The organism is Citromicrobium bathyomarinum, from assembly GCA_001306305.2.
Taxonomy (GTDB): domain Bacteria; phylum Pseudomonadota; class Alphaproteobacteria; order Sphingomonadales; family Sphingomonadaceae; genus Alteriqipengyuania; species Alteriqipengyuania bathyomarina.
In genome coordinates, this window is record CP155577.1 from 3,211,256 (window position 1) to 3,232,614 (window position 21,359).

General features: G+C 67.0%; 21 protein-coding genes. 11 read left to right on the forward strand and 10 right to left on the reverse strand.

Annotation, left to right across the window (positions count from 1 at the left end):
- Nucleotide 1: 1 nt before the first annotated feature.
- Nucleotides 2–670 carry an SdpI family protein gene (locus tag VO57_016285; protein ID XBL69670.1) on the reverse strand — a complete coding sequence of 223 codons (669 nt, stop codon included), beginning with the start codon at nt 668–670 and terminating at the stop codon, nt 2–4.
- Complete coding sequence (locus VO57_016290) at nt 667–981, reverse strand: metalloregulator ArsR/SmtB family transcription factor (protein ID XBL69671.1); 315 nt, start codon at nt 979–981, stop codon at nt 667–669. The genes VO57_016285 and VO57_016290 overlap by 4 nt, the downstream gene beginning before the upstream one ends.
- A gap of 106 nt (nt 982–1,087) precedes the next feature.
- Between VO57_016290 and VO57_016295 the strand changes: the two genes are divergently transcribed.
- Together VO57_016295 and VO57_016300 are read left to right on the forward strand one after the other, a co-directional pair.
- Nucleotides 1,088–1,462 carry a VOC family protein gene (locus VO57_016295; protein ID XBL69672.1) on the forward strand — a complete coding sequence of 125 codons (375 nt, stop codon included), beginning with the start codon at nt 1,088–1,090 and terminating at the stop codon, nt 1,460–1,462.
- Nucleotides 1,463–1,547: 85 nt separating this feature from the next.
- On the forward strand, nt 1,548–2,555 hold the full coding sequence (locus VO57_016300; GenBank protein XBL69673.1) for a DUF4424 family protein: 1,008 nt from the start codon (nt 1,548–1,550) through the stop codon (nt 2,553–2,555).
- Here VO57_016300 and VO57_016305 read toward each other — a convergent pair.
- Nucleotides 2,546–3,334, reverse strand: coding sequence for an SDR family oxidoreductase (locus VO57_016305; protein ID XBL69674.1), 789 nt, complete (start codon nt 3,332–3,334; stop codon nt 2,546–2,548). The two genes, VO57_016300 and VO57_016305, sit on opposite strands and share 10 nt — an antisense overlap.
- A 135-nt stretch (nt 3,335–3,469) precedes the next feature.
- On the opposite strand from VO57_016305, the gene VO57_016310 reads away from it, so the two are divergent.
- Nucleotides 3,470–4,135, forward strand: a complete 666-nt coding sequence (locus VO57_016310; GenBank protein XBL69675.1) for an extensin family protein — start codon at nt 3,470–3,472, stop codon at nt 4,133–4,135.
- On the opposite strand, the gene VO57_016315 is transcribed toward VO57_016310, so the two are convergent.
- From VO57_016315 to VO57_016325, 3 genes are all read right to left on the reverse strand, one after another.
- Nucleotides 4,136–4,963, reverse strand: coding sequence for an alpha/beta fold hydrolase (locus VO57_016315; GenBank protein XBL69676.1), 828 nt, complete (start codon nt 4,961–4,963; stop codon nt 4,136–4,138).
- An 86-nt stretch (nt 4,964–5,049) separates the two neighbouring features.
- Nucleotides 5,050–5,568: a DUF3617 family protein gene (locus tag VO57_016320; protein XBL69677.1), complete on the reverse strand. Its 519-nt coding sequence runs from the start codon at nt 5,566–5,568 to the stop codon at nt 5,050–5,052.
- A gap of 52 nt (nt 5,569–5,620) precedes the next feature.
- Complete coding sequence (locus tag VO57_016325; GenBank protein XBL69678.1) at nt 5,621–6,178, reverse strand: DUF3617 domain-containing protein; 558 nt, start codon at nt 6,176–6,178, stop codon at nt 5,621–5,623.
- A 119-nt stretch (nt 6,179–6,297) separates the two neighbouring features.
- On the opposite strand from VO57_016325, the gene uvrB reads away from it, so the two are divergent.
- From uvrB to VO57_016345, 4 genes are all read left to right on the forward strand, one after another.
- Nucleotides 6,298–8,472 carry an excinuclease ABC subunit UvrB gene (gene uvrB / locus VO57_016330; protein XBL69679.1) on the forward strand — a complete coding sequence of 725 codons (2,175 nt, stop codon included), beginning with the start codon at nt 6,298–6,300 and terminating at the stop codon, nt 8,470–8,472.
- Between the two features lie 492 nt (nt 8,473–8,964).
- Nucleotides 8,965–9,495 (forward strand): CIA30 family protein, encoded by a 531-nt coding sequence (locus VO57_016335; protein XBL69680.1) that lies wholly within the window; start codon nt 8,965–8,967, stop codon nt 9,493–9,495.
- Nucleotides 9,496–9,555: 60 nt separating this feature from the next.
- Complete coding sequence (locus VO57_016340) at nt 9,556–11,067, forward strand: peptidase S10 (protein XBL69681.1); 1,512 nt, start codon at nt 9,556–9,558, stop codon at nt 11,065–11,067.
- Nucleotides 11,067–11,633, forward strand: a complete 567-nt coding sequence (locus VO57_016345; GenBank protein XBL69682.1) for a hypothetical protein — start codon at nt 11,067–11,069, stop codon at nt 11,631–11,633. The genes VO57_016340 and VO57_016345 overlap by 1 nt, the downstream gene beginning before the upstream one ends.
- Here VO57_016345 and VO57_016350 read toward each other — a convergent pair.
- Nucleotides 11,569–13,644, reverse strand: coding sequence for a thioredoxin family protein (locus tag VO57_016350; GenBank protein ID XBL69683.1), 2,076 nt, complete (start codon nt 13,642–13,644; stop codon nt 11,569–11,571). The genes VO57_016345 and VO57_016350 overlap by 65 nt on opposite strands.
- A gap of 54 nt (nt 13,645–13,698) precedes the next feature.
- Between VO57_016350 and VO57_016355 the strand changes: the two genes are divergently transcribed.
- The gene (locus tag VO57_016355) at nt 13,699–14,922 is read left to right on the forward strand and encodes an FAD-dependent monooxygenase (GenBank protein ID XBL69684.1); all 1,224 of its coding nucleotides are present in this window, start codon (nt 13,699–13,701) and stop codon (nt 14,920–14,922) included.
- 46 nt (nt 14,923–14,968) lie between these two features.
- Here VO57_016355 and VO57_016360 read toward each other — a convergent pair whose 3' ends face one another.
- From VO57_016360 to hemC, 3 genes are read right to left on the reverse strand one after another with little or no spacing between them, the layout of a single operon-like run.
- Nucleotides 14,969–15,952, reverse strand: a complete 984-nt coding sequence (locus VO57_016360; protein ID XBL69685.1) for a hypothetical protein — start codon at nt 15,950–15,952, stop codon at nt 14,969–14,971.
- A gap of 56 nt (nt 15,953–16,008) precedes the next feature.
- Nucleotides 16,009–16,749, reverse strand: a complete 741-nt coding sequence (locus VO57_016365; GenBank protein ID XBL69686.1) for a uroporphyrinogen-III synthase — start codon at nt 16,747–16,749, stop codon at nt 16,009–16,011.
- A 10-nt stretch (nt 16,750–16,759) separates the two neighbouring features.
- Nucleotides 16,760–17,689 (reverse strand): hydroxymethylbilane synthase, encoded by a 930-nt coding sequence (hemC, locus tag VO57_016370; GenBank protein XBL69687.1) that lies wholly within the window; start codon nt 17,687–17,689, stop codon nt 16,760–16,762.
- A gap of 45 nt (nt 17,690–17,734) precedes the next feature.
- Between hemC and tsaD the strand changes: the two genes are divergently transcribed.
- The 3 genes from tsaD (at nt 17,735) to VO57_016385 (ending at nt 21,290) form a co-directional block, all read left to right on the forward strand.
- Nucleotides 17,735–18,763, forward strand: coding sequence for a tRNA (adenosine(37)-N6)-threonylcarbamoyltransferase complex transferase subunit TsaD (gene tsaD / locus VO57_016375; GenBank protein ID XBL69688.1), 1,029 nt, complete (start codon nt 17,735–17,737; stop codon nt 18,761–18,763).
- Nucleotides 18,760–19,752 (forward strand): NAD(P)H-dependent glycerol-3-phosphate dehydrogenase, encoded by a 993-nt coding sequence (locus tag VO57_016380; protein ID XBL71361.1) that lies wholly within the window; start codon nt 18,760–18,762, stop codon nt 19,750–19,752. Before tsaD ends, VO57_016380 begins: the two co-directional genes overlap by 4 nt.
- Nucleotides 19,753–19,817: 65 nt before the next feature.
- Nucleotides 19,818–21,290 carry an oligosaccharide flippase family protein gene (locus tag VO57_016385; GenBank protein ID XBL71362.1) on the forward strand — a complete coding sequence of 491 codons (1,473 nt, stop codon included), beginning with the start codon at nt 19,818–19,820 and terminating at the stop codon, nt 21,288–21,290.
- The last annotated feature ends 69 nt before the right edge of the window (nt 21,291–21,359 follow it).

The window sequence follows — 21,359 nt, forward strand, 5'->3', positions numbered from 1 at the left end:
CTTACGCCTCCTTCCCGGCATGGCGGTGGCTGCGCCAGAACCACCAGCTGTAGATGACCGGGACCAGCGCGGCGAGCAGCGTCCCACCGAGCATCACTGCCAGACGCAGTCCGGCAGACACATCCAGCAGCGCCGCGATGACGAGTGCGACGCCCGCCAGCATGAACAGCTTGCCGCCCAGGCGATGGGTCGCGACCCAATTGTCTTCATCGGTGATCGTCCACGGCGTCCGGATCCCGACGAAGAACCCGGGGCGCGACTTGGGCAGCGTGTTGCCGATCACCACGAACAGAAGGCCGACCAGCAGCATGATCGCCCCTGCACCGGGCGAATAGCCGAAGACCGGCGCCGCGATGATGCCCTGCAGAGCGACGAACAGCGCCATGATTCCGATCCATACCGCGCGCAGCAGCGGCGCGGATTTGTCGAGCTTGTCCTGCAGCGGCTCCAGCATCGGCGTGACTGCGAAGACCAGCGCGACGAACAGGGAGACACCTGCGGGCATCAGCAACGCGGGCAGCGGGGCCATCGTCTGGTCGACTTCGCCGGCAGCGTTCCAGTGGGTCGGCAATTCCATCCCCACGGGCGCGATGCCCGCAACCCAGAAGGCAAACCCTGCCATCAGCGCGACGAGCAGCAGATTGACCAGCAACAGCGATCGTACCTTCATGTGCTTTCCTTTCCATTCAGACCGTCGCGCTGCGACACGGCGTCCGGTGCGGAGCCGATCCCGACCCGTCCCATGAACCCGTGCAGCGCCTCTTCGAGCGTGGACATGTTGATCGTGTAGACCACCGATCCCCGGCGGTTTTCGCCCTGAATCAGCCCGGCTTCCTTCAGCTTGGCGAAGTGGCCGGACATGGTCGGCTTGGACACGGGGAAGCGATCGGCGAGATCGCCTGCAGTCATCCCGCCCGACTTGAGCAGTTCGAGCACTTCCCGCCGGATGGGGTGCGAAAGGGCGTCGAAGACCTTGTTCATAGGTATTTAGCTAAATGCCTAAATGATTCGCGTCAAGATGCGCGTTAGGCGCACGGCCACAGGTGCGGTAGAATAGCGAAAGGTCGCGCAGAAAGAGGATGGCGAGATGGCGAAAGTGACCGGCCTGGGCGGCGTATTCTACGTCGTGAAAGATCCCGCTGCGACACAGCGGTGGTATGAAGAAATGCTCGGCCTGACCGGCGATTACGGCCCGCAGATCCCATGGTCGGACGAGCCGCACGCAGCGCCCTACTCGCTGATCAGCCACTTCGCGGACGACAAGTATATCGAACCCGGCAAGGGCGGCTTCATGATCAACCTCAGGGTCGATGATTGCGACGCGATGGTCGAGCAGTTGAAGGCCAGGGGGGTCGAGATCTTCGGCCAGGTCGATGAAGGCTATGGCAAGTTCGCCTGGCTGCTCGACCCCGACGGGGTGAAGATCGAGTTGTGGGAACAGGGCGACGCGCCCGATTCCTGATCGCTCGCCAGGGATTGCGCATGCGTGCTATATCGCCGCCGGGCCGCGCAGCCGGGGGAGTTCGTCGAACATGATTGCACGTGTGATGCCGCGCGCAGCGCTGCTGGCGGCGGTGGGCCTGCTGCTCGCCAGCCCGATCGCCGCGAATGATTCCGAAGCCGAAATCGGCCTCGGCGGGATCGTCCTCAAGCCGTCGAGCGCGCTGCGCCTGCTCAAGGAAGACCTCTATCTCTCCGCAGAGCTGGTGACGGTCGACTACGTGTTCGAGAACCCGACCGACGAGTACGTCACCACCACGATCGCCTTCCCCATGCCGGCGCAACCACGCGGCCTGGTCGCGCGCGATGTCTATTACGACAACACCGAAAACTGGTCCGGCTTCGACTTCTCGACGCATGTCGATGGCCGCCCCGTCCGCCTCCGGCAGATCGACCGCGCGATGATCGGCACGCGCGACGTCACCGATCTGATCGCAAGCCGCGGATGGCCCGCGGCATGGGCGCTCGCCGACGAGCTCAACCCCTTTGCGGGGCTTTCGGAGGCAGAGCTTGCCCGCCTGCTGGCCGAGGGATGGGCGGTGCGCGATCCGCTGTTCGGCGAGCAGGCGGTGCCCGCGTGGGATCTGGTCACCTACTTCGTGCGCGAACAGACGTTCGAACCGAACAGCAAGGTCGCGGTGCGTCACGAATATGTGCCGCTGGTCGGTGGGAGCGCCGGAAGCGCGCTCTATCCGCAATATCGTAGCGACGATTCCGACAGCATCCTGACCGGGTACCGCACGAAATACTGCCTCGACGACAGCATCCTCGCCGGGGTGGACAAACGGGTTGCCAACCCCAGCGGGGATGAGGCGCAGCAGACCTACATGGGCGAGACCTGGCTAAGCTACGTCCTCTCCTCGGGCGCCAACTGGAGCGGGCCGATCCGCGATTTCCGGCTGGTGGTCGACAAGGGATCGCCCGACAATCTCGTCAGCTTCTGCATGGACGGCGTGACGAAGACCGGCCCGACTCGGTTCGAGGTGAAGAAGACAGATTTCGAGCCCGGCAGCGATCTCGACGTGCTGATCCTCAGCTTCTTCCGCTACGACTGAAACGCCTGAAAATTGGGCTGGCCGTTCGATGCGCTGACCCCGCCGTCCACGGGCAGGTTCACACCGGTGACGTGGCGCGCATCCTCGCTGGCGAGGAAGGCGACCACCGCTGCAACGTCTTCTGGTTCGCCCGCCCGGCCGAGCGGGATGCGGCGCAGGAAGGCGTCGAACAATTCGTCGTTGTCACGGATGCCCTCGCTCATCTCGGTCTTCGTCATTGAGGGGCACACCGCGTTCACGCGAATGCCCTGATTGCCCAGTTGCAGCGCAAGGCCCCGCGTCACGTTGGTCACCGCCCCCTTGCTCGCGTTGTAGATCGGCATGGTCCAGTCGCCGCCGGTGCCAGAAACGCTGGAGGTGTTGACGATCGAGCCGCCGCCGGGCGCATCACTGTTGGCGAGATGCGGGATCGCAGCGCGGCACAGGTACATCACGCCCTTCACGTTGATATCGATCACCTTGTCGATATCCTCGTCGCTCGCCTCGGCAAGCGGGCCTGCCGTCGCGGTGCCCGCATTGTTGACCAGGCAATCGAGCCCGCCGAACCGCTCGACAGTGCGCGCGACCAGCTCTTTCGCGAAGGCGGCGTCTGATACGTCCCCCTCCACCAGCAGCGTGCGGGCATCGTCCAGATCGCTCGCCACGCTCTCCAGATCATCGCGGCTGCGGCTGTTGAGGACCACATTGGCACCCTCCTGCGCAAAGCGGCGGGCGATGGCTGCGCCGATCCCCTTGGAAGATCCGGTCACGATCACGGTGCGGTCGGTAAAGCGTTGCATGCATTCCTCTTTCTGGCTGCGTCACCTTGGCAATGGGCGGCCTCCGCGAATGTTTCCGGGCACCCGTCCTTAGGCCCGTGTTAACCAAGCCCCGACCATGATCGCACCGTCATGCACCTATCGAGATCCCTTCTTGTGGCCTGCATCGCGATCGGCCTTTCCGGCTGCCAGCTGCTGCCCAGCGGTGGCGGGAGCGCCGATCGGCCGGGACCGCGCACCCCGACCAGCGCACCGCAGACCGGCGCCGTCGCGCCGAGCCTGATCGGCCAGCAGTGCCTCGCCAAACTGGGTGCCGCGGGCGCGAGTTTCTCGCCCCTGCCCAACGCCTACGACGCGCCCGGCTGCACCCGGATCGACACCGTCTCGCTGAGCGATCTGCGGGGCGATGCGGGCCGCTTTGGAATCGCCAATATCGGGCCGGTCACCTGCCAGACTGCAAGCACCTTCGCAGGCTGGGTCCGCTACGGCGTCGACCGCGCGGCGCGTGCCTATCTCGGCAGCCCGCTCGCCCGGATCGAGACGATGGGCAGCTATTCGTGCCGCAACGTCGCGGGCACCAGCAGACGCTCCGCCCACGCGCGGGCGGAGGCGATCGACGTCGCCGCCTTCGTGCTCGAAGACGGGCGGCGCATTTCAGTGATCGGAGACTGGAAGGGCGGCAACTCGGACGAGCGGCAGTTTCTACGAGTGGTACGCGAGAGCGCCTGCAAGCGCTTCGGCACGGTGCTCAGCCCCGATTACAACGCCGCACATGCCGATCATCTGCATCTGGAAGTGGGCGACAGCAGCTTCTGCCGCTAGTCAGTCCTCGTCGGCCCAGTCTATCTCGCGGGCGACCGCACGGATCGCCTCGGGCGAATAGGAAAAGCCCATGTGGCTGCAGCGCAGGGCAACCGCCCGGTCGCGCTCACCCGGGTAGCCGGCGGCCGAGCGCGGGCTGATCGCGCCGTCGCGCGGGCTCCACAGCGCGACGGTTTCGACCGGAGGTTTGCGTGAAAGCTGCGCGGCGAGCTTCACATCGGCGATCCGGTGGCCGGCCACCGCCTGATAGATCCGCCACACGTTGTTTGCGCGCAGGTTGCCCGAAAAGGGCGAGCCCATCGAAATCACCTTCGCCACCGCATCGGGCTGACGCTTGGCCAGCTCGCGCGCGTAGAGCCCGCCGAGGCTCCAGCCGACCAGAACCACCGGCGCGCCCGCCCGCTGGTGCAGGTCGAGCAGGCGATTCTCCAGCTGGCTGAACAGCTCTTCCGAAAAGCCCCAGTTATAGCCGCATCCCCAGCGCTTGACCGTATGGCCCGCATCTTCGAGCCGCCGCGCGAAATAGCGCATCTTGATCGGGTTGGTCCCGAAACCGGGCAGCACCATCACCATCCGCGGGGTTTGTGCCTTGGCTATGCGGAACGGTTTGAACAGGCTGCGGTAAAGGCGGCGCGCGGGTTCGATCATGTAGCCAAGCTCGCGCAGCAGCAGCCACAGGCGCGGGCCGGTAGAGCCGTCGGGATCGGGTTCGCTGGCAAGTTCGATGCGGCGCGCCCACTCGCTGTCGGCGAGCGCGGTGAACCCGTACACGCCGGTGCTGGGTGCTGGCTGAGCGGTGGCCTGTGGTATCCTGAAAAACCCTCGCATGCCTTCATAATGCGGCAAGAGGCTTAGAGTTTCACGAATGCGTCGACACTGGTCCTATGCGCAGGGCGCATGGGTGGTGCGCGCGCCTACTTCGCCTCGCCGGGGCACTCGCCGATCCGCTCGCTCGTCACGCGCATGTCGATGCCGCCCTTGCCGCCCTCGAACCCGGCCACGGTCATCCTCAGGTCGGTCGCGGTCTCGCTCAGCGTGCCCTCGATCCGGGCCTCCGTCTCCGGCTGGAACTGGTCGCCCTTGCAGGTCATCACCGCGTTCAGCGTACCATCCTGCAGATCGTAGCTATCGAAGCGACAAGCATCGCGGCCCTGCATGTCGAGCAGCATCTCGCGATAGCCGCCCGCGACATCCGCCTGCGTCAGGCACGTCGTGTCGTCGGCGAACTGGCTGCCCGAGGCAGCGCCGCCCGCCCCGCCGATACTCACCTGCATGCGGTACAGCCCGGGCTGGAGGACGACATCCCCATCCACCTTTTCGGGCGGCGCCTCGTCCTTGTCGTAGAGCGACTCCCCGCAGCCTCCCAGACCCAGCGCGAAGGACAGGGTCAGGAGCGCGACGATCCCGCCCCGGGGTACAATGCGCTTGGTCATGGGGTGCCTTTATCGCTTGCTTGTCAGTTTGGTCCGGTGGCGGGCGGCGTGACTAGGCCGGGCAGTCGCCGATCCGCTTGCCGGTGACGGTGCCCTTCATGGTGACATCGCCTGCACGCGTGCCGCTGATCCGGTTGTCCATGGTGAGCGTGAAGCTCTCGTCCCCGAACTTGCCGTCCATTGCGATATTGGCCGTGCCACCCTCATCGGTTGCGCAGGTCATCCGCAGGGTCAGGTTGCCGCCTGCATGGTCGAACGTGTCATAGGTGCAGTTGTCGTTCTTCTCACCGCCGAAGAAGCCCGCGTTGGGCCGGTCCGCTTCCTCCTGCGTCAGGCAGGATGTGGTCGTCATCGCGCTGCCCATCTGCTTGGTCATGAAGTCCTTCATCTTCTCGGGCACGCCGGGAATATCGAATTCGGTGAACTCGATCGTGTTTTCCCACTGGCCGGGGCGCATGGTGATCTCGTCGCCGGCAGCAGCGACTTCGCTGGCCATTTCCTCGCTGGTGAGTTTGCCATCGGCGTCGGCCTTGTCGGCATTATCGCTCGCGCCGTCGGAGCAGGCGGCCAGCAGGGCCAGGCAGGCGGAAGCGGCAAGAATGGTGCGCATGGTGTGTCTCCCGGGGAAGCATTGGTGGGCCGTAACCCGTCAGGCCATCACCCTAGGCAGCAGGGCCAAGCGCGACAACTGCCATTGCGACGGGCGTGCGATGCGCCAATATGAACGCCATGGCCGAACTCATCATCAGACGCGGGCTCGACGAGCCGGACACCACCGGCGAATTCGTGCCCCACAAGCCCGCGCGCCCCGAAAAGAGCATGCCGGGCAAGCGGTTCGAACTCGTCAGCGAATACGAACCCGCAGGCGACCAGCCGACCGCGATCGAGGAACTGGTTCGCGAGGCGGAGGGTGGCGAGAAGACGCAGGTGCTCCTCGGCGTGACCGGATCGGGCAAGACCTTCACCATGGCCAAGGTGATCGAGGAATTGCAGCGGCCCGCGCTGATCCTTGCGCCCAACAAGATCCTCGCCGCGCAGCTCTATGGCGAGTTCAAGAGCTTCTTCCCCAACAACGCGGTCGAGTATTTCGTCAGCTATTACGACTACTACCAGCCCGAAGCCTACGTGCCCCGGTCCGACACCTACATCGAGAAGGAAAGCTCGGTGAACGAGGCGATCGACCGGATGCGCCACTCGGCCACGCGCGCGCTGCTGGAGCGGGACGACGTTATCATCGTCGCCTCGGTCAGCTGCCTTTACGGGATCGGATCGGTCGAGACCTATTCGGCGATGATCTTCGACATCAAGCAGGGCGAGAGCGTCGACCAGCGCGAGCTGATCCGCAAGCTGGTCGCACTGCAATACAAGCGCAACGACGTCGCCTTTGCGCGCGGCAATTTCCGCGTGCGCGGCGACAATCTCGAACTCTTCCCCAGCCACCTTGAAGACACCGCCTGGCGGATCAGCTTCTTCGGCGACGATATCGAGGAGATCGTCGAGTTCGATCCGCTCACCGGCAAGCCCGGCACCAAGCTGGACAAGGTGCGCGTCTATGCCAACTCGCACTACGTCACGCCCGGGCCGACGATGAAACAGGCCGCCGAGGCGATCAAGTTCGAGCTCGCCGAACGGCTCAAGGAGCTGGAGGCGGAGGGCAAGCTGCTCGAACACCAGCGGCTGGAGCAACGCACCAATTTCGACCTCGAGATGATCGCCGCGACAGGTTCTTGCAACGGGATCGAGAACTACTCGCGCTTCCTCACCGGTCGCCTGCCCGGCGAGCCGCCCCCCACCCTGTTCGAATATCTGCCCGAGAACGCATTGCTGTTCGTCGACGAGAGCCACCAGACCGTGCCGCAGATCGGCGCGATGGCGCGCGGGGACCACCGCCGCAAGATCACGCTGGCCGAATACGGCTTCCGCCTGCCCAGCTGTATCGACAACCGCCCGCTGCGCTTCAACGAGTGGGACGCGATGCGCCCGCAGACCTTCGCCGTCTCCGCCACGCCCGGCGGGTGGGAGCTGGAACAGACCGGCGGCGTCTTCGCAGAACAGGTGATCCGCCCCACCGGCCTGATCGACCCGCCGGTCGAGATCCGCCCGGTCGAGGATCAGGTCCAGGACTGTATCGAGGAGTGCAAGGCGACCGCCGCCAAGGGCTACCGCACGCTCGTCACCACGCTGACCAAGCGGATGGCCGAAGACCTGACCGAGTTCATGCACGAGGCGGGCGTCAAGGTCCGCTACATGCACTCCGACGTCGAGACGCTGGAGCGTATCGAGCTGATCCGCGACCTGCGGCTGGGCGTGTACGACGTGCTGGTGGGCATCAACCTGCTGCGCGAAGGCTTGGACATTCCCGAATGCGGGCTGGTGTGCATTCTGGACGCGGACAAGGAAGGCTTCCTGCGCTCCGAAACCTCGCTTATCCAGACCATCGGCCGCGCCGCGCGCAACGTCGATGGCCGCGTGATCCTCTACGCCGATCGCATCACGGGCAGCATGGAACGCGCCATGGCGGAGACCGAGCGGCGGCGCGAGAAACAGCGCGCGTATAACGAGGAACACGGGATCACCCCGACCACCATCCGCCGCGCGATCGCCGACATCACCGCCCACGCCACCAAGGGCGAGGATGGCGAACCCGAGGACGAGGCTACGCCGCTCGTGGGCCACAACCTGCGTGCCTACATCGAAGACCTCGAAAAGAAGATGCGCGAAGCCGCCGCGAACCTCGAGTTCGAGGAGGCAGGCCGTCTGCGCGACGAGATTCGCGCGCTGGAAGCGGACGAGCTTGGCTTGCCGGAGGGCGAGCAGAAGGCCGCACGCGTGGGACGGAGCAATGAGGGCAAGCCGGGGACGCGGAAGCTCAGGTACGGGCGGACGCAGAAGAAGATGCGGTGAGGTAGGATCGACTGTTCACTGTATCCACAGGCGAACTGTCGAGAACTCGATAGCCTTACGCTTGACAGCTGTGAGAAATCAGCGGAATTTTTTGGGGCAACGGGGAGGCACATCGATTTTTCTTGGGCAAGTTACGCCCGCAATCGGAGTGCCAAATGACCCCCTTCGAAATCGTCTCCCTGATCGTCGCTATCATCATGCTCGCGGGCGGCTTCGCCTTCGCCGGTATCCAGATCGGCAAGTCGCTCGGCGAGAAGAAGTGAGCACCTTGCTCACCACCGTCATGCCGAACTTGTTTCGGCATCCAGTCCTCCATCTGATCCGCACGCCGAAAACCTAAGACTGGACCCCGAAACAAGTTCGGGGTGACGGTCTGGTCGCTTGTCATAACTTTCGCTGCCCCGCATTCTTACGTTCCCGGATTGCTCCCTCCCCAAACCCAGCGTCGGCGGGCAGTGGGCATAATCCACCGCCATGCTATACACCCTCGCCATGAGCCTCACCGCAATCGAACCCGGTACCTGCCGCACGCTGCTCGACTTCAGCGATCCTGACGAGTTCGCACGATGGGAAGTCATCAACGACGGCGTAATGGGTGGCCTCTCCAAAGGCCATATCGCGCAGGTCGGCGACGCCCTTTCCTTCACTGGCACGATCAACACCAATGGCGGCGGGTTCACCTCTCTGCGACGAACCTTACCCGAAGGCGCGATGGCCGGGGCGCGGACGCTTCGGATCGTCTATTCGGGCGATGCGCGCACCTACGAGGTGACGCTGCGCTCCGATGCGAGGGAGCGGGGGCGGCGTATTGCCTACCGTGCGGCCCTGACGCCCGGGGAAAGTGCCGGGGAGTGGTCCGTCGCGGCGATAGATCTTGCAAAGCTGGAAACCTCCCTGTTCGGGCAACAGGTCGACGCGCCCGCTTTCGCAACCCAGGAAGCGCAAAGTGTCGGGCTGATCATTGCCGACGGGATCGATGGCGATTTCGCGATGCGGCTCCAGCGGATCGAAGCCTGCGCATAGCGGCCATGCGCTGCCCGCAGGTGGATTTACGCGTGCGTGAAGGGCTGGCATAGCGCCGCCATGATCCTTCGCACGTTCAGCAATCTTGCCGCCGCAGCTGCGCTGGCAGCCGCCCTTCCCACCATCGCCATCGCGCAGGACAAGGCTGACGCCGCGAAGTCGGAAGCGCCGAGTATCGACCCGCAGGTCCGCACCCGCGACCTCAGCGGCACCTTCGGCGGGCAGCGGATCGGCTACACCGCGACCATCGCCGAGCACGTGCTGGCCAACGACGATGGCAAGCCCGAAGCGGTGATCGTCACCACCAGCTACGTGAAGAACCCGCGCGATACCTCGCGGCCGGTGTTCTTCATCTATAATGGCGGGCCCGGCTCTGGCTCGGTGTGGCTGCAGATGGGGGCGTTCGGGCCGAAGCGGGTGGCGATTCCCAGCGACGCGCGCGACGATGGCGCACCGCCCTACCCGATCCTCGACAATCCGGATTCGCTGCTCGACGTCGCGGACCTCGTCTTCATCGATCCGCCGGGCACGGGCTTCAGCTACCTGACGAAAGGCACCGACCCGGAGAAATATTACGGGCTGGAGCAGGACGCGCGCGCGGTCGCCACGGTGATCCGCCGCTGGATCAACGACAATAACCGCTGGAACAGCCCCAAATATCTCGGCGGCGAAAGCTACGGCACCACCCGCACCGCGATGGTGGTGCGCGAGCTGGAGGGGGCGACCTACAACGACGTCGGCCTCAACGGGCTGATCCTGATCTCGACCATTCTCGATTTCGCCGCGCGCGAGCCGACGCCGGGCAACGAGATGGCCTATGTGATGGCGCTGCCCAATATGGCCACCGCCGCCTACTATCACGGCAAAGCGCAAGCCCCGTCGGTGCAGGCAATAGCGGAGGAAGCCCGCCAGTTCGCGATCGGTCCTTATGCCACCGCGCTGATGAAGGGGCAGGACCTGCCCGATGCCGAACGCGCGAGCGTGCGCGCCGAACTCTCCCGCCTGACCGGCCTGTCCGAGACCTTCCTCGACCAGGCGGAGCTGCGGGTGACCGACCAGCGCTTCTACAAGGAGCTGCTGCGCGACCGGGGGCTGACCATCGGCCGGCTCGACAGCCGCTATACAGGGACGGATTACGACAATGCGGGCGAATATCCGGACAACGACCCGAGCTTCTACGGCATCGATGGGGGCTATACCGCCGCGATCAATTCCTGGGCGCGCGATACGCTGGGGTTCGAGACGGACCGCGAGTACCAGGCGATCGGCAGCGATCCGGGGCGCTATTGGGACTGGAGCCTGTCGGGCCGGGGGCGCGGTGCCTATCTCAACGTCGCGCCGTTTATCGGCGATGCGATGCGCCAGAATTCGCAGCTGCGCACCTTCGTTGGCCAGGGCTGGTACGATTTCGCCACGCCCTTCTTCGGCGCGGAATATTCATTGAACCGCGTGGGCATCCCGCAGGACCGGGTCGAGTTCCACTACTACGACGCAGGCCATATGATGTATATTCGCGACGAGGACCGGGCGAAGCTGTCGCGCGACATCCGCGCCTTCATCCGCGCCCGCTGATGGAGCGTCGCACTTTCGCCCTGTTCGCCGCGCTCCCGCTCGCGCTGGCGGCGTGCCAGCCGCCTGCGGCAGAGCGCTACGAAGAGCGTAACGATCCGCCCGAGCCGGAAAGCTTCGCCAGCGAGCCGCAGGCCTCGCCCGATGCGCAAGGGGCGGTGTGGGCGCCCAGCCAGACGCCGCTGCGCCTGCTCTATGGCATTCCCGGCCAGCAGCCTTTCGCCGCGATCGCGTGCGAGATGGAAGGCGAAACGCCATCGCTGCGCGTGACCCGCTTCGTGCGGGCGGACGAGGGCGCGCAGGCGCTGATGGCGATGGTCGGCAATGGCCACAAGGAACGCTTTGCCGTCGATGCCATCGATAATGGCCGCGCCTTCCTGTGGGAGGGGACGATCCCGCTCGCGTCGGAAAAGCTCGACGTGCTGACCGGCCTGCGCCGGGTGGAACTGACGATTCCGGGTGCGGGCACGCTGGCGCTCAACGCCAGCGAGGCTCCGCGCAACCTTATCGAGAGCTGTCGTCTGGCTGCGCGGAAGCAGTCGCCAGATCCGGAAGAACCCGCGGAGTAAGCACCTGCGACAGGCGCTGCGGTGCGCTCGCGCCCGGCGCATACCACAGGTATAGCGGCACGCCCGCCACGCCCTGCTGCGTCAGGAACGCGGTGATCGCGGGATCGCGCCGGGTCCAGTCCCCGCGCAGCACCACCGCATCGGCAGCGTCCAGCGCCTGCACGCTCGCCTGCGTCTCGATCGCGACGCTCTCGTTCACCTTGCAGGTCAGGCACCAGTCGGCGGTGAAATAGAGGAAAACCGGGCGGTTTGCTGCACGCGCCTGGGCCAGCGCGGCCTCGCTGAAGGGCTGGCTGTCGAGCATGTCGCTGGACGGGTTGCTGGCATCCGGATCGAACTGCTCCGCCGCTTGCATAAGCAGGAGGGGCGCGACGATCGCGAACATGGCTATCAGCGGCTTGCGCCTTGTCTGCTGCCGCTGCGCCGGAGCAAGCAGGACCGCGAGAAGCCCAAGCACGCTCGCCGCCGCGCCCACACACACGACGAGGAACATCGTCCCGCCGGTTCGCCACAGCAACCAGCCGAGCGCCAGCGCGGTCAGCCCCATCGGCAGCGCCATCCAGCGGCGGAAGGTCACCATCCACTTGCCGGGCCTCGGCAGCCGCTGGCGGATGGCGGGCACGAAGCCGACCAGCAGGAACGGCAGCGCGATCCCCAGCCCCAGCGCGGCGAACAGGCCGAGTGCGAGAGGCCACGGAAGCACCAGCGCCGCGCCCAGAGCCGCAGCCATGAACGGGCCCGTACACGGTGTGGCCACGAACGCCGCGAGCACCCCGGTCGCGAAGGAGCCGCGCCCGCTCGCGCCGCCGCCGGTGATCGCCATCCCGGGAATCTCGAACGCGCCGAGGAAGTTCGCGGTCAGCGCCACGGCCAGCAGGAACAGCGCGACCACCACGCCCGGCTCCTGCAACTGGAACGCCCAGCCGACCGCTTCCCCGCTCGCGCGCAGCACCAGCAGCAGTCCGCCCAGCGCAAGGCAGGCAATCACCACCCCCGCAGTATAGGCCAGCGCATCCTTGCGCGCCGACGCCTCCGACCCGCCCGCCTTGGCCAGCGACAGCGCCTTGAGGCTGAGGATCGGAAACACGCAGGGCATGACGTTGAGGATCAGCCCGCCCAGCAGCGCCGCGCCCAGCAGCGCCCACCATGGAGGCAAGTCGCTGCCCATGCGGATCGGCTCGCCCCCGGTGGGCACTGTGCCCGGCGCGCCTTCGAACTGGAGCCCGGTGCCATCGCCCAGCCGCACGATGCCCGAAATGCCCGCGGGCATGGCCGCCCCTTCGGCGAGCGGGATCTCGGCCACAAGCATGTCGCCCGCGCGCGCAAAGCGCTGCGGCACGGCGTAGCGGACCAGTTCGCGCGTCCCCACGAACACATGCGGGGTGCCGACATCGAGGCTGGCGGGCAGGGGAATCGCGATCCGCAGGCTGTCGCCCTCCACCGCGAAACGTGCGGGTTGATCGAGCGGGGCAGCAAGCGCGCTCTGGAACGCGGCGAAGCGCGAATCCTGTTCACCCGCGCCCACCCCGACCACCGCGCGCAAACGCGCCTCCTGGGGCACGCAGATTGTGTCGGTGCAGGCGAGGTAGAAGGCCTTGCCGGTCAGCTCGAACGGGCCGTCCACCGCCGCATCCGGCGCGAGGCGCAGTGGCGCGACGACGGCGTAGTCGCCTTCGAACACGTGGTTCATCAGCCCGCCGATTAGCAGCGTCTTGGGCGGGGGATAGTGGAAGTCGCCGATGGTGACTCCTGCGGGCAGGTCCCACTCGACCTGCATCCCCAGCCCCGCATCGCCGGGATTGGACCAGTAACCGTGCCATTCAGCGGACTTGGGTGAGAACTCGATTGCGATCCGCGTCTCGCCGCCCTTCGCCACCGGCCCTTCGACCAGCAGACGCGCGGCAATATTGGCGTCCTGTGCCTGCGCCGCGCTGGGAACCAGCGCCGCGAACAGTGCCGCAACGAACAGCGCCAGCACACGGCGAACCACGGGGAGGCTTGCGGAGGTCATCGCCAGCGGCCTAGGGCTGTCGCAATCCCAAGACAAGCGAGCGAGCGCCCAGCAATGCCCCAACTTTCAGACACGCGCGATCTCCTGATCCTCGGCGGCGGACTCGTCGGCATGACGCTGGCGCTGGCGGCGGCGAAGAAGGGCATCGCCAGCCATGTGGTCGACCGCGCCGATCCGGCAAGCCTGACCGCCGAAGGGTTCGACGGGCGCGCCTCGGCCATCTCCACCGCCAGCTGGAACCTGTTCACCAATATCGGCCTGGCCGAGTCGCTCGAGCCCTATGGCTGCCCGATCGCGAAGATCGCGGTGACCGACCAGCTCAAGCCCGGTCGGATCGACTTCGCGCCAGAGGAGCATGAAGGCTCGCTCGGCCGCATGTTCGCCAACCGGCAGCTGCGCCTCGCGCTGTTCGAAGCGGCCAAGGCAGAGCCTCTGATCGCGTGGCATGCGGGCGTGGACGTGGTCTCGCGCGAGCGTAGCGATCATGGCGTCAGCGCGACGCTGGCCGACGGGACCGTGGTGAAGGGCCGTCTGATGGTCGCCGCCGAAGGCCGCCGCTCGCCCACGCGCGAGGAGGCCGGGCTCAAGATCGCCAACTGGCAGTACAACCACCGCGCGATCATCGCCGGGCTGATCCATTCCCAGCCGCACGAGAATGTCGCGTGGGAAATCTTCTATCCCGAAGGCCCCTTCGCGCTGCTGCCGATGCTCGACGACGAGCAGGGCCGGCACCGCAGCGCGCTGGTGTGGACCGTGGACGAGAGCGATGGCGACGGCGTGCTCGCGATGGGCGACCGCGCCTTCATCGCCGAGGTCGAGAAGCGGATGGGCCGTATCTTCGGCGATCTGCAGGCTAACGGCCCACGTTCATCCTATCCGCTCGGCTTCCACCACACCGCAAAGATCGTAGAGCACCGGCTCGCGCTGGTCGGCGATGCGGCGCACGGCATTCACCCGATCGCCGGGCAGGGTCTCAACCTGGGCCTGCGCGATGCGGGCGCGCTGGTGGAAGTGATCGCGGAGGCCAAGCGGCTCGGCCTCGATCCGGGCGATGCGGAGATGCTGGCGCGCTACGAGAGCTGGCGCGGGCTCGATGCATTCATGGTCTCGCTGGCGACCGACGGGCTGACCCGGCTGTTCGGCGTTTCCGGCCCTGGTGCCTCGGCGATCCGGCGGCTGGGCATGGCAGGCGTACAGCGGATCGAGCCGCTCAAGCGCTGGTTCATGGACGAAGCGCGCGGAGTGAGCGGAGACGTGCCTGCGCTGATGCAGGGCTAGCCTCGTCTCGCACCGGGCGGCTGCCCGGCCCGAGAGAGACTGTGCCCTACCGCTGCTGCTGCTTCACCGGCGCGACCGCCGGGCTGGGCTGATCGATCCGCTCGCCCGACCCATCACGCAGCTTGCGCGGTTCGAGTACGGCGGCGGTTTCGATCAGGTCAAGCGCGCGCTGCGCGGCAGCGTAGCGGCGCACGTCCGCGACCCACTGGTCGGCTGCCTCTGCCCCAGGCATGTGCTGCACTTCCTCGATCGCGGCCTCGTAGCGACCAGTCTCCAGGAACATTCTCGCCCGTTCGATCCGCCGCTTCGGGCGAGGCGAAGGCGCACTCTGACGGCGAATGACGAACAGATTCGATAGCTCGCGCCGCAGGCGGTGCAAGCTCGGCTCTTGCGGCGACGAGCGCAGTTTGGGCTCGAGTCCTTCGAGCCGTGCGAGAAGCTGGTCGAGCGTGACCGGATTGCGGCTCATATCGGTCAGCGTGCGCACCGCGTTGGGCAGCGCATCGCCGAACCGCAGGCGCAACTGGTCGGCCAGATAGCCAAGCTCTGCCCCACGCTCGATCGAGCGGCGGGTAGCGAAGGAGATCAGCAGACCCTCGGCCCGCGCGGCGTTGCCTGCGGCGGCCTGCGCCTGCAGGTCGAGCCGGGTGAGCCGCGCTTCGGCCTCGGCCAGCCGTTGTTCTATGCCGCCTTGCTGCTGTTCCACGCGCGCGGCACTCGCTTGCGAAGCGGTTTGGCGCGCGGTGGGGGCACGCGTGGCCGCGGAACGGCGCGGGGTAGGAATGATCGTCGCGACCTGCGCAGGCTCGGTCATTGCCGGGGTTACCATCGGGGTGGCCCCCGCTTGGGCCGACGGCTCGCTCGAGTCGCTGTTCTTGTCGGTCAGTGCGGCAACCGTTTCGGTATAGGTTTCGGGCCGCCAGACGAGAAACAATGCCCCCGCCGCGACCAGCAGCACGATTACCAGCACCATGCCCAGCCAGGCACGCGACGGACGCATGCTACCCTGCCGGACTTCATCCAAATCCATTACATTTCCATTCCCGTATGCTCCGTGATCCCGCACCGAAGCTTAGCGGTTATTGGTTAATGGCACATATCTGCGACCAGGGAAAGCAGCGCGGCGTCGCTGGTTTCGGGTGCCACAGCGACGTTTTTCCAGCCATCCGAAGCATGTGATGCAATACGCGGGGCGAGCGCGGCAAGCGACAGCTTCGCGCGATCCACACCTGCGCGCTCGCACTCGGCAGCGAAGTGGCGTGCTGCGACGCCCGAGTGCAGCAGCACGACCCCGCCCTCGCGCAGCCGCGCGGCATCCTGATCGTCCAGCGCGCGGTGTACGATCCGGTAGGTGGTGCAGGTCTCGATCGTCACTCCCTCTGGCGGAGAGAGGGTCATGCGATCCTCGCCTGCAAGGCGCAGCAGCCGCAGCGGGGCATCGCGGGCCAGCGTGTCGAGCAGCTTCTGGAGCCCGCCCTCGCCCACCTGCGCGATCGGAAATCGCAGCGAGCAGGCGGCCTGCGCGGTCGCCTTGCCCACCGCATAGACCGGCAGGCGCGGCAGCATGTCGAGGCCGGTATCCGCCGCGCTGCCACCCATTGTCTCTGAAATTCGGCCCGCGTCCTCGTCCGTACCCTTCTCCGCATGGCGCAGCGCGTTGGCGCTGCCCAGCAGGATGCCGTCGAACGCGCCCTCGGGCACCTGCCAGGCAACCGCCTCGGCATGGCTCAGCGGCATCGCCTCCATCGCGAGGCCCCGCTTGCGCCCGCGTGCCAGCGTGGCGGAAAGGCCCGGTTCGGGCCGCAGCACGAAGACGGTCGCACCCATGGCCCTTCGCTCAGCTCGCGCCGGTGAACAGTGCGGTGATGCCCGGAGTGGCGCGCGCCAGCAGGTCGGCGGCGAAGGCGCGGATGGCCTCGTCGTCGCCCGGCGTCAGGTCGCTCGAACCATCGACCCGCTCCGCCCCGTCGGCGCTGAACAGCGCCGCGCGCATGTGCAGGCCTTCATCCGCATTCTCGACCAGCACGCCCACCGGGCTGTGGCACGAACCGCCCAGCGCCTCCAGCAGCGCACGCTCCGCCTCTACCTCGCGCCGCGTGGGCGCATCGTTGAGCGCATCGAGGTGCCCGCGGGTCACGCTATCCTCGGTCCGGCACTCGATCCCGATCGCCCCCTGCGAGGGCGCAGGCAGCCAGGTTTCGAGCGGCAGCGGCGTGCCGACCGATTCCTGCCCCAGCCGCTCCAGCCCCGCCGCGGCGAGCAGCGTGACATCCGCCTCGCCCGCCTGCAGCTTGGCCATGCGGGTGGCGACATTGCCGCGAAACAGCACGGTCTCGATATCGGGGCGCAGGTTCTTCATCTGCGCGGCGCGGCGCGGCGCGCTGGTGCCCAGCGTGGCCCCCTGCGGGATGCTGCGCAGCGAGCTTGCGCCGAGCAGCACGTCGCGCCGGTCCGCGCGCGGCAGGATCGCGGCGAGCGTGATCCACTCGGGCCGGATGGTCTCGACATCCTTCAGCGAATGAACCGCCGCGTCGATCCGCCCTTCGTCGAGCCACGCGTCGAGCTCGCGCGTCCACAGCGCCTTGCCGCCGACATCGGCCAGCGGGCGGTCCTGCACCTTGTCGCCCCCGGCAACCACCGGGACCAGTTCGACCGCGCTTTCGTCCCATCCATGGGCGGCGCACAGCCGCGCGCGGGTCTCGTGAGCCTGCGCCATGGCGAGCGGGGATCGGCGGGTGCCGAGGCGGATGACGGGTATCGCTTTCATAGGCTTTGCTTGCCCTAGCCCGGCGCAGCGTTAAGGGAAAGCGCCATGCCAGTGGTACTCGGGATTGAATCCAGTTGCGACGAAACCGCGGTGGCGCTGGTCGGAACCGATCGGCGGATCATCGCGCAGCGGATCGCATCGCAGGACGAAGCGCATCGCCCCTATGGCGGCGTAGTGCCGGAGATCGCCGCGCGCGCGCATGCGGAGCGGATCGCGCCGATGCTAGCCGAAGTGATGGACGAAGCCGGCATGCAGCTCGGCGATCTCGATGCGATCGCCGCGACTGCCGGTCCGGGGCTGATCGGCGGGGTGATGGTCGGGCTGGTCAGTGCCAAGGCGCTGGCAATGGCGAGCGACGTGCCGCTGATCGCGGTCAATCATCTGGAAGGCCACGCGCTCAGCCCCCGGCTGGTCGCTCCCGAACTCGAATTTCCCTACCTCCTGCTGCTCGTCTCGGGCGGGCACTGCCAGATCCTGCGCTGCGAAGCCGTGGGGCAGTACCGCCGTTTGGCGACCACGATCGACGATGCGGTGGGCGAAGCGTTCGACAAGACCGCCAAGATCCTTGGCCTCGGCTTCCCCGGCGGCCCCGCGGTCGAGAAGCTGGCGCGCGAGGGCGATCCGAAAGCCGTGCCCCTGCCCCGCCCGCTGGTCGGCGGCAAGGAACCGCATTTCTCCTTCGCCGGGCTCAAGAGCGCGGTGCTGCGCGCGCACGACAGCGGCAAATATTCGACCGCCGACATCGCCGCCTCGTTCCAGCAGGCCGCGATCGACTGCCTGACCGACCGGCTGGAGCGCGCGATCGCGGCATCGGGCCATGCGCCCGCATTGGTCGTCGCAGGCGGCGTGGCCGCCAATGCCAGCGTACGCGCCGCTCTGGAGGCGCTGGCGGAGCGCCACGCGATGCGTTTCGTCGCTCCTCCGCCCAAGCTGTGCACGGACAATGCCGCGATGATTGCATGGGCCGGCTGTGAAAGGCTGGGCCAGAACGATCCGCTCGACTACAAGGCACGCCCACGCTGGCCGCTCGACCCCGAGGCAGAGCCAGCACGCGGGGCGGGAGTGAAGGCCTGATGGCAGATGTAGCAGTGCTTGGTGGCGGAGCGTGGGGAACCGCGCTCGCGCAGATGCTCGCCAGCGATGGACGCGACGTGACGCTGTGGGCGCTGGAGCCCGAAGTGGTGGCGGAGATCAACGCCGACCATCGCAACACGCCCTTTCTACCCGATGCACAGCTCGCCCCGTCCATCCGCGCGACCGGCGACCTGGCCGATATCGCCGATGCGCAGACCATCCTGGCGGTCGCCCCCGCGCAGCACCTGCGCAAGGTGCTGGCCGAAATGCCCGAATTCTCCGGCGATCTGGTGATCTGCGCCAAAGGGATCGAGCAATCGACCGGCGCGCTGATGAGCGACATGGCGCACGAGACCTGCCCCAGGGCGAGCCTCGCCGCGCTGTCCGGCCCGACCTTCGCGCACGAAGTCGCTGCCGGACTGCCCGCTGCCGTCACCCTCGCGTGCGAGGGCGGTGAGGAGCAGTGGAAGCGGCTTTCCCCGGTGATCGCCCGCCCGACCTTCCGCCCCTATTACAGCGACGACCTGATCGGCGCGGAGATCGGCGGCGCGGTCAAGAACGTGCTCGCCATTGCCTGCGGCGTGGTAGACGGGCTGGCGCTCGGCCAGAATGCGCGCAACGCGCTGATCACGCGCGGGTTCGCCGAAATGGCCCGGTTCGGCGCGGCGCGCGGGGCCAGTTTCGACACGATGACCGGCCTGTGCGGGCTGGGCGATCTGGTCCTGACCTGCTCTTCCACCTCCAGCCGCAACTTCTCGCTCGGCAAGGCGATCGGTGAGGGGCAGGCCGCGGCCGACCTGATGGCCAACCGCCAGACCGTGGCCGAAGGCGCGCACACCGCGCCTGTGCTGCAGCGGCTGGCCCACGCGGAAGGAATCGACATGCCGATCGTCGACGCGGTGGTCGCCATGCTCGAAGGCGCCAAGGCCGCCGATATTGCCGACGCACTGCTCGCCCGCCCGCTGACCACCGAAAGCCGCTCCGCTTGAGCGCGAACGACACGACCGGAAATCCGCGCGACGAGGCTCCCGCCAAGGAAGCTCCGCGCGACGATATGGCTGCGCTCGCACGCGGCGGGCGGACCAATTTCTTCGGCTTCCTGATCCGTCTCGCGGCGCGCATCCCCTTCCTGTTCATCGGCGGGCGCCTGTATGGCGACGAGATGCTGGGCCGCTTCGCCGCCGCGCTGGTGGTGATCGAACTGGCTAGCCAGGTCGCGGTGCTCGGCCAGAAGCGCGGCCTCGCCCAGCAGTTGAGCGAGAACGAGACGCGCGACCCATCGCACACCGTCGCCGATGCACTGACGCTCAGCCTGGTCACCTCGCTGGTCTTCACCGGCCTGCTGCTGCTGTTTCCAAAACTGATGTTCCCCAACGGCGCGAATGGCGATCTGTCCTGGCTGCTGGTGTTCACGATCCTGCCCTTTGCGCTGACCGAGGTTGCGCTGGCGGCCTGCGCCTACCGGTTCGATATCGGCGCGACCGTGCGCAGCCGTGCGATCGTGGAGCCGTGGGCGATCTCCATCGCGGCGGGCGCGCTGTTCTTCGTGGTGCCCGACAGCGGGCTGGAACTGGCCTATGTCGTGTCGATCATCGCCGCGTCGGTCGCCGCGTTCATGCCCGCGATCCACCATTACGGGCTGCCGCGCGGCTGGCTGCCGCATCCCGCGCGCGTGTTCCGCCTTGCGGTGCGCAACCTGCCGCTGGCAGGCGCGGACGCGATCGAATGGGGCACGCGCAAGCTCGACCTGTTCATCCTCGCCCAGTTCGCCAATCCCTCGCAGGTCGGCGTCTATTACGCGGTGCAGCAGGTCGCCACGCTGCCGCAGAAGCTCAAGACCAGCTTCGATCCGATCCTGGGCCCGGTGATCACCGCCGCGCTGAAGGTGGGCGACCGCTCCGCAATCGCGAAACAGATCTGCCAGGTCGGCTTCTGGATCGTCGCCATGCAGGCAGGCATCGCGCTGGCGCTGGCGATCCCCGGCGAAGCGGTGATGGGCCTGCTGGGGCCGGACTTCGTCAGCGGCACCGGGGCGCTTTCGATCCTGCTGGTGGCCGAAGTGGTCGCCGCGCTGGCGGTCGTCTCCGAAAGCGCGCTGATCTACATCGCGCGGATGCGCAACCTGATCGTCTCGATCGCGACGATCGCGTTCCAGGCGGTGCTGACCATCGGCTTCATGGTCGCGATCACCGAATATGAGCTCGCCGAAAGCCTGCGTGCGCCTGCCGCCGCGCTGGCGCTGGCCATCTCGCTTGCTGCTGCGAGCATTATCAAGAGCGTGATGCTCGGCCGCATTCTGGGCGAGACGGTCAACAATTTCCGCTGGGGGCTGGTGATCGCCGCGATCCCCGCCGCGCTGGTCGGCTGGGGGGTGACGCAGCTGCCCGAATGGGTCGAGCTGGTGGTCGGCATTCCCGCCATCCTCGCGACCTATGCGGTGATCGTGTGGTTCGTCGGCTTCCGCGAAGACGACCGCGTGCTGTTCCGGCGCAACCTTGGCCAGGACGGAGAGACGCCGGCGAGCTAGCGCGACAGCATTCAGAGGGCGTTCACTGGCAAAGGGCGACCCCCTTCCCGGATCATACAAACGACAGGC

Coding starts and splice junctions, on each gene's coding strand:
- VO57_016350 (XBL69683.1), bottom strand. CDS start 13,644: ATGACCTCCGCAAGCCTCCCCGTGGTTCGCCGTGTGCTGGCGCTGTTC.
- VO57_016360 (XBL69685.1), bottom strand. CDS start 15,952: ATGGATTTGGATGAAGTCCGGCAGGGTAGCATGCGTCCGTCGCGTGCC.
- VO57_016305 (XBL69674.1), bottom strand. CDS start 3,334: ATGCAACGCTTTACCGACCGCACCGTGATCGTGACCGGATCTTCCAAG.
- VO57_016290 (XBL69671.1), bottom strand. CDS start 981: ATGAACAAGGTCTTCGACGCCCTTTCGCACCCCATCCGGCGGGAAGTG.
- VO57_016345 (XBL69682.1), top strand. CDS start 11,067: ATGGAGCGTCGCACTTTCGCCCTGTTCGCCGCGCTCCCGCTCGCGCTG.
- VO57_016365 (XBL69686.1), bottom strand. CDS start 16,749: ATGGGTGCGACCGTCTTCGTGCTGCGGCCCGAACCGGGCCTTTCCGCC.
- VO57_016295 (XBL69672.1), top strand. CDS start 1,088: ATGGCGAAAGTGACCGGCCTGGGCGGCGTATTCTACGTCGTGAAAGAT.
- VO57_016340 (XBL69681.1), top strand. CDS start 9,556: ATGATCCTTCGCACGTTCAGCAATCTTGCCGCCGCAGCTGCGCTGGCA.
- tsaD (XBL69688.1), top strand. CDS start 17,735: ATGCCAGTGGTACTCGGGATTGAATCCAGTTGCGACGAAACCGCGGTG.
- VO57_016315 (XBL69676.1), bottom strand. CDS start 4,963: ATGCGAGGGTTTTTCAGGATACCACAGGCCACCGCTCAGCCAGCACCC.
- VO57_016285 (XBL69670.1), bottom strand. CDS start 670: ATGAAGGTACGATCGCTGTTGCTGGTCAATCTGCTGCTCGTCGCGCTG.
- VO57_016355 (XBL69684.1), top strand. CDS start 13,699: ATGCCCCAACTTTCAGACACGCGCGATCTCCTGATCCTCGGCGGCGGA.
- VO57_016325 (XBL69678.1), bottom strand. CDS start 6,178: ATGCGCACCATTCTTGCCGCTTCCGCCTGCCTGGCCCTGCTGGCCGCC.
- VO57_016335 (XBL69680.1), top strand. CDS start 8,965: ATGAGCCTCACCGCAATCGAACCCGGTACCTGCCGCACGCTGCTCGAC.
- uvrB (XBL69679.1), top strand. CDS start 6,298: ATGGCCGAACTCATCATCAGACGCGGGCTCGACGAGCCGGACACCACC.
- VO57_016320 (XBL69677.1), bottom strand. CDS start 5,568: ATGACCAAGCGCATTGTACCCCGGGGCGGGATCGTCGCGCTCCTGACC.
- VO57_016385 (XBL71362.1), top strand. CDS start 19,818: ATGGCTGCGCTCGCACGCGGCGGGCGGACCAATTTCTTCGGCTTCCTG.
- VO57_016300 (XBL69673.1), top strand. CDS start 1,548: ATGCCGCGCGCAGCGCTGCTGGCGGCGGTGGGCCTGCTGCTCGCCAGC.
- hemC (XBL69687.1), bottom strand. CDS start 17,689: ATGAAAGCGATACCCGTCATCCGCCTCGGCACCCGCCGATCCCCGCTC.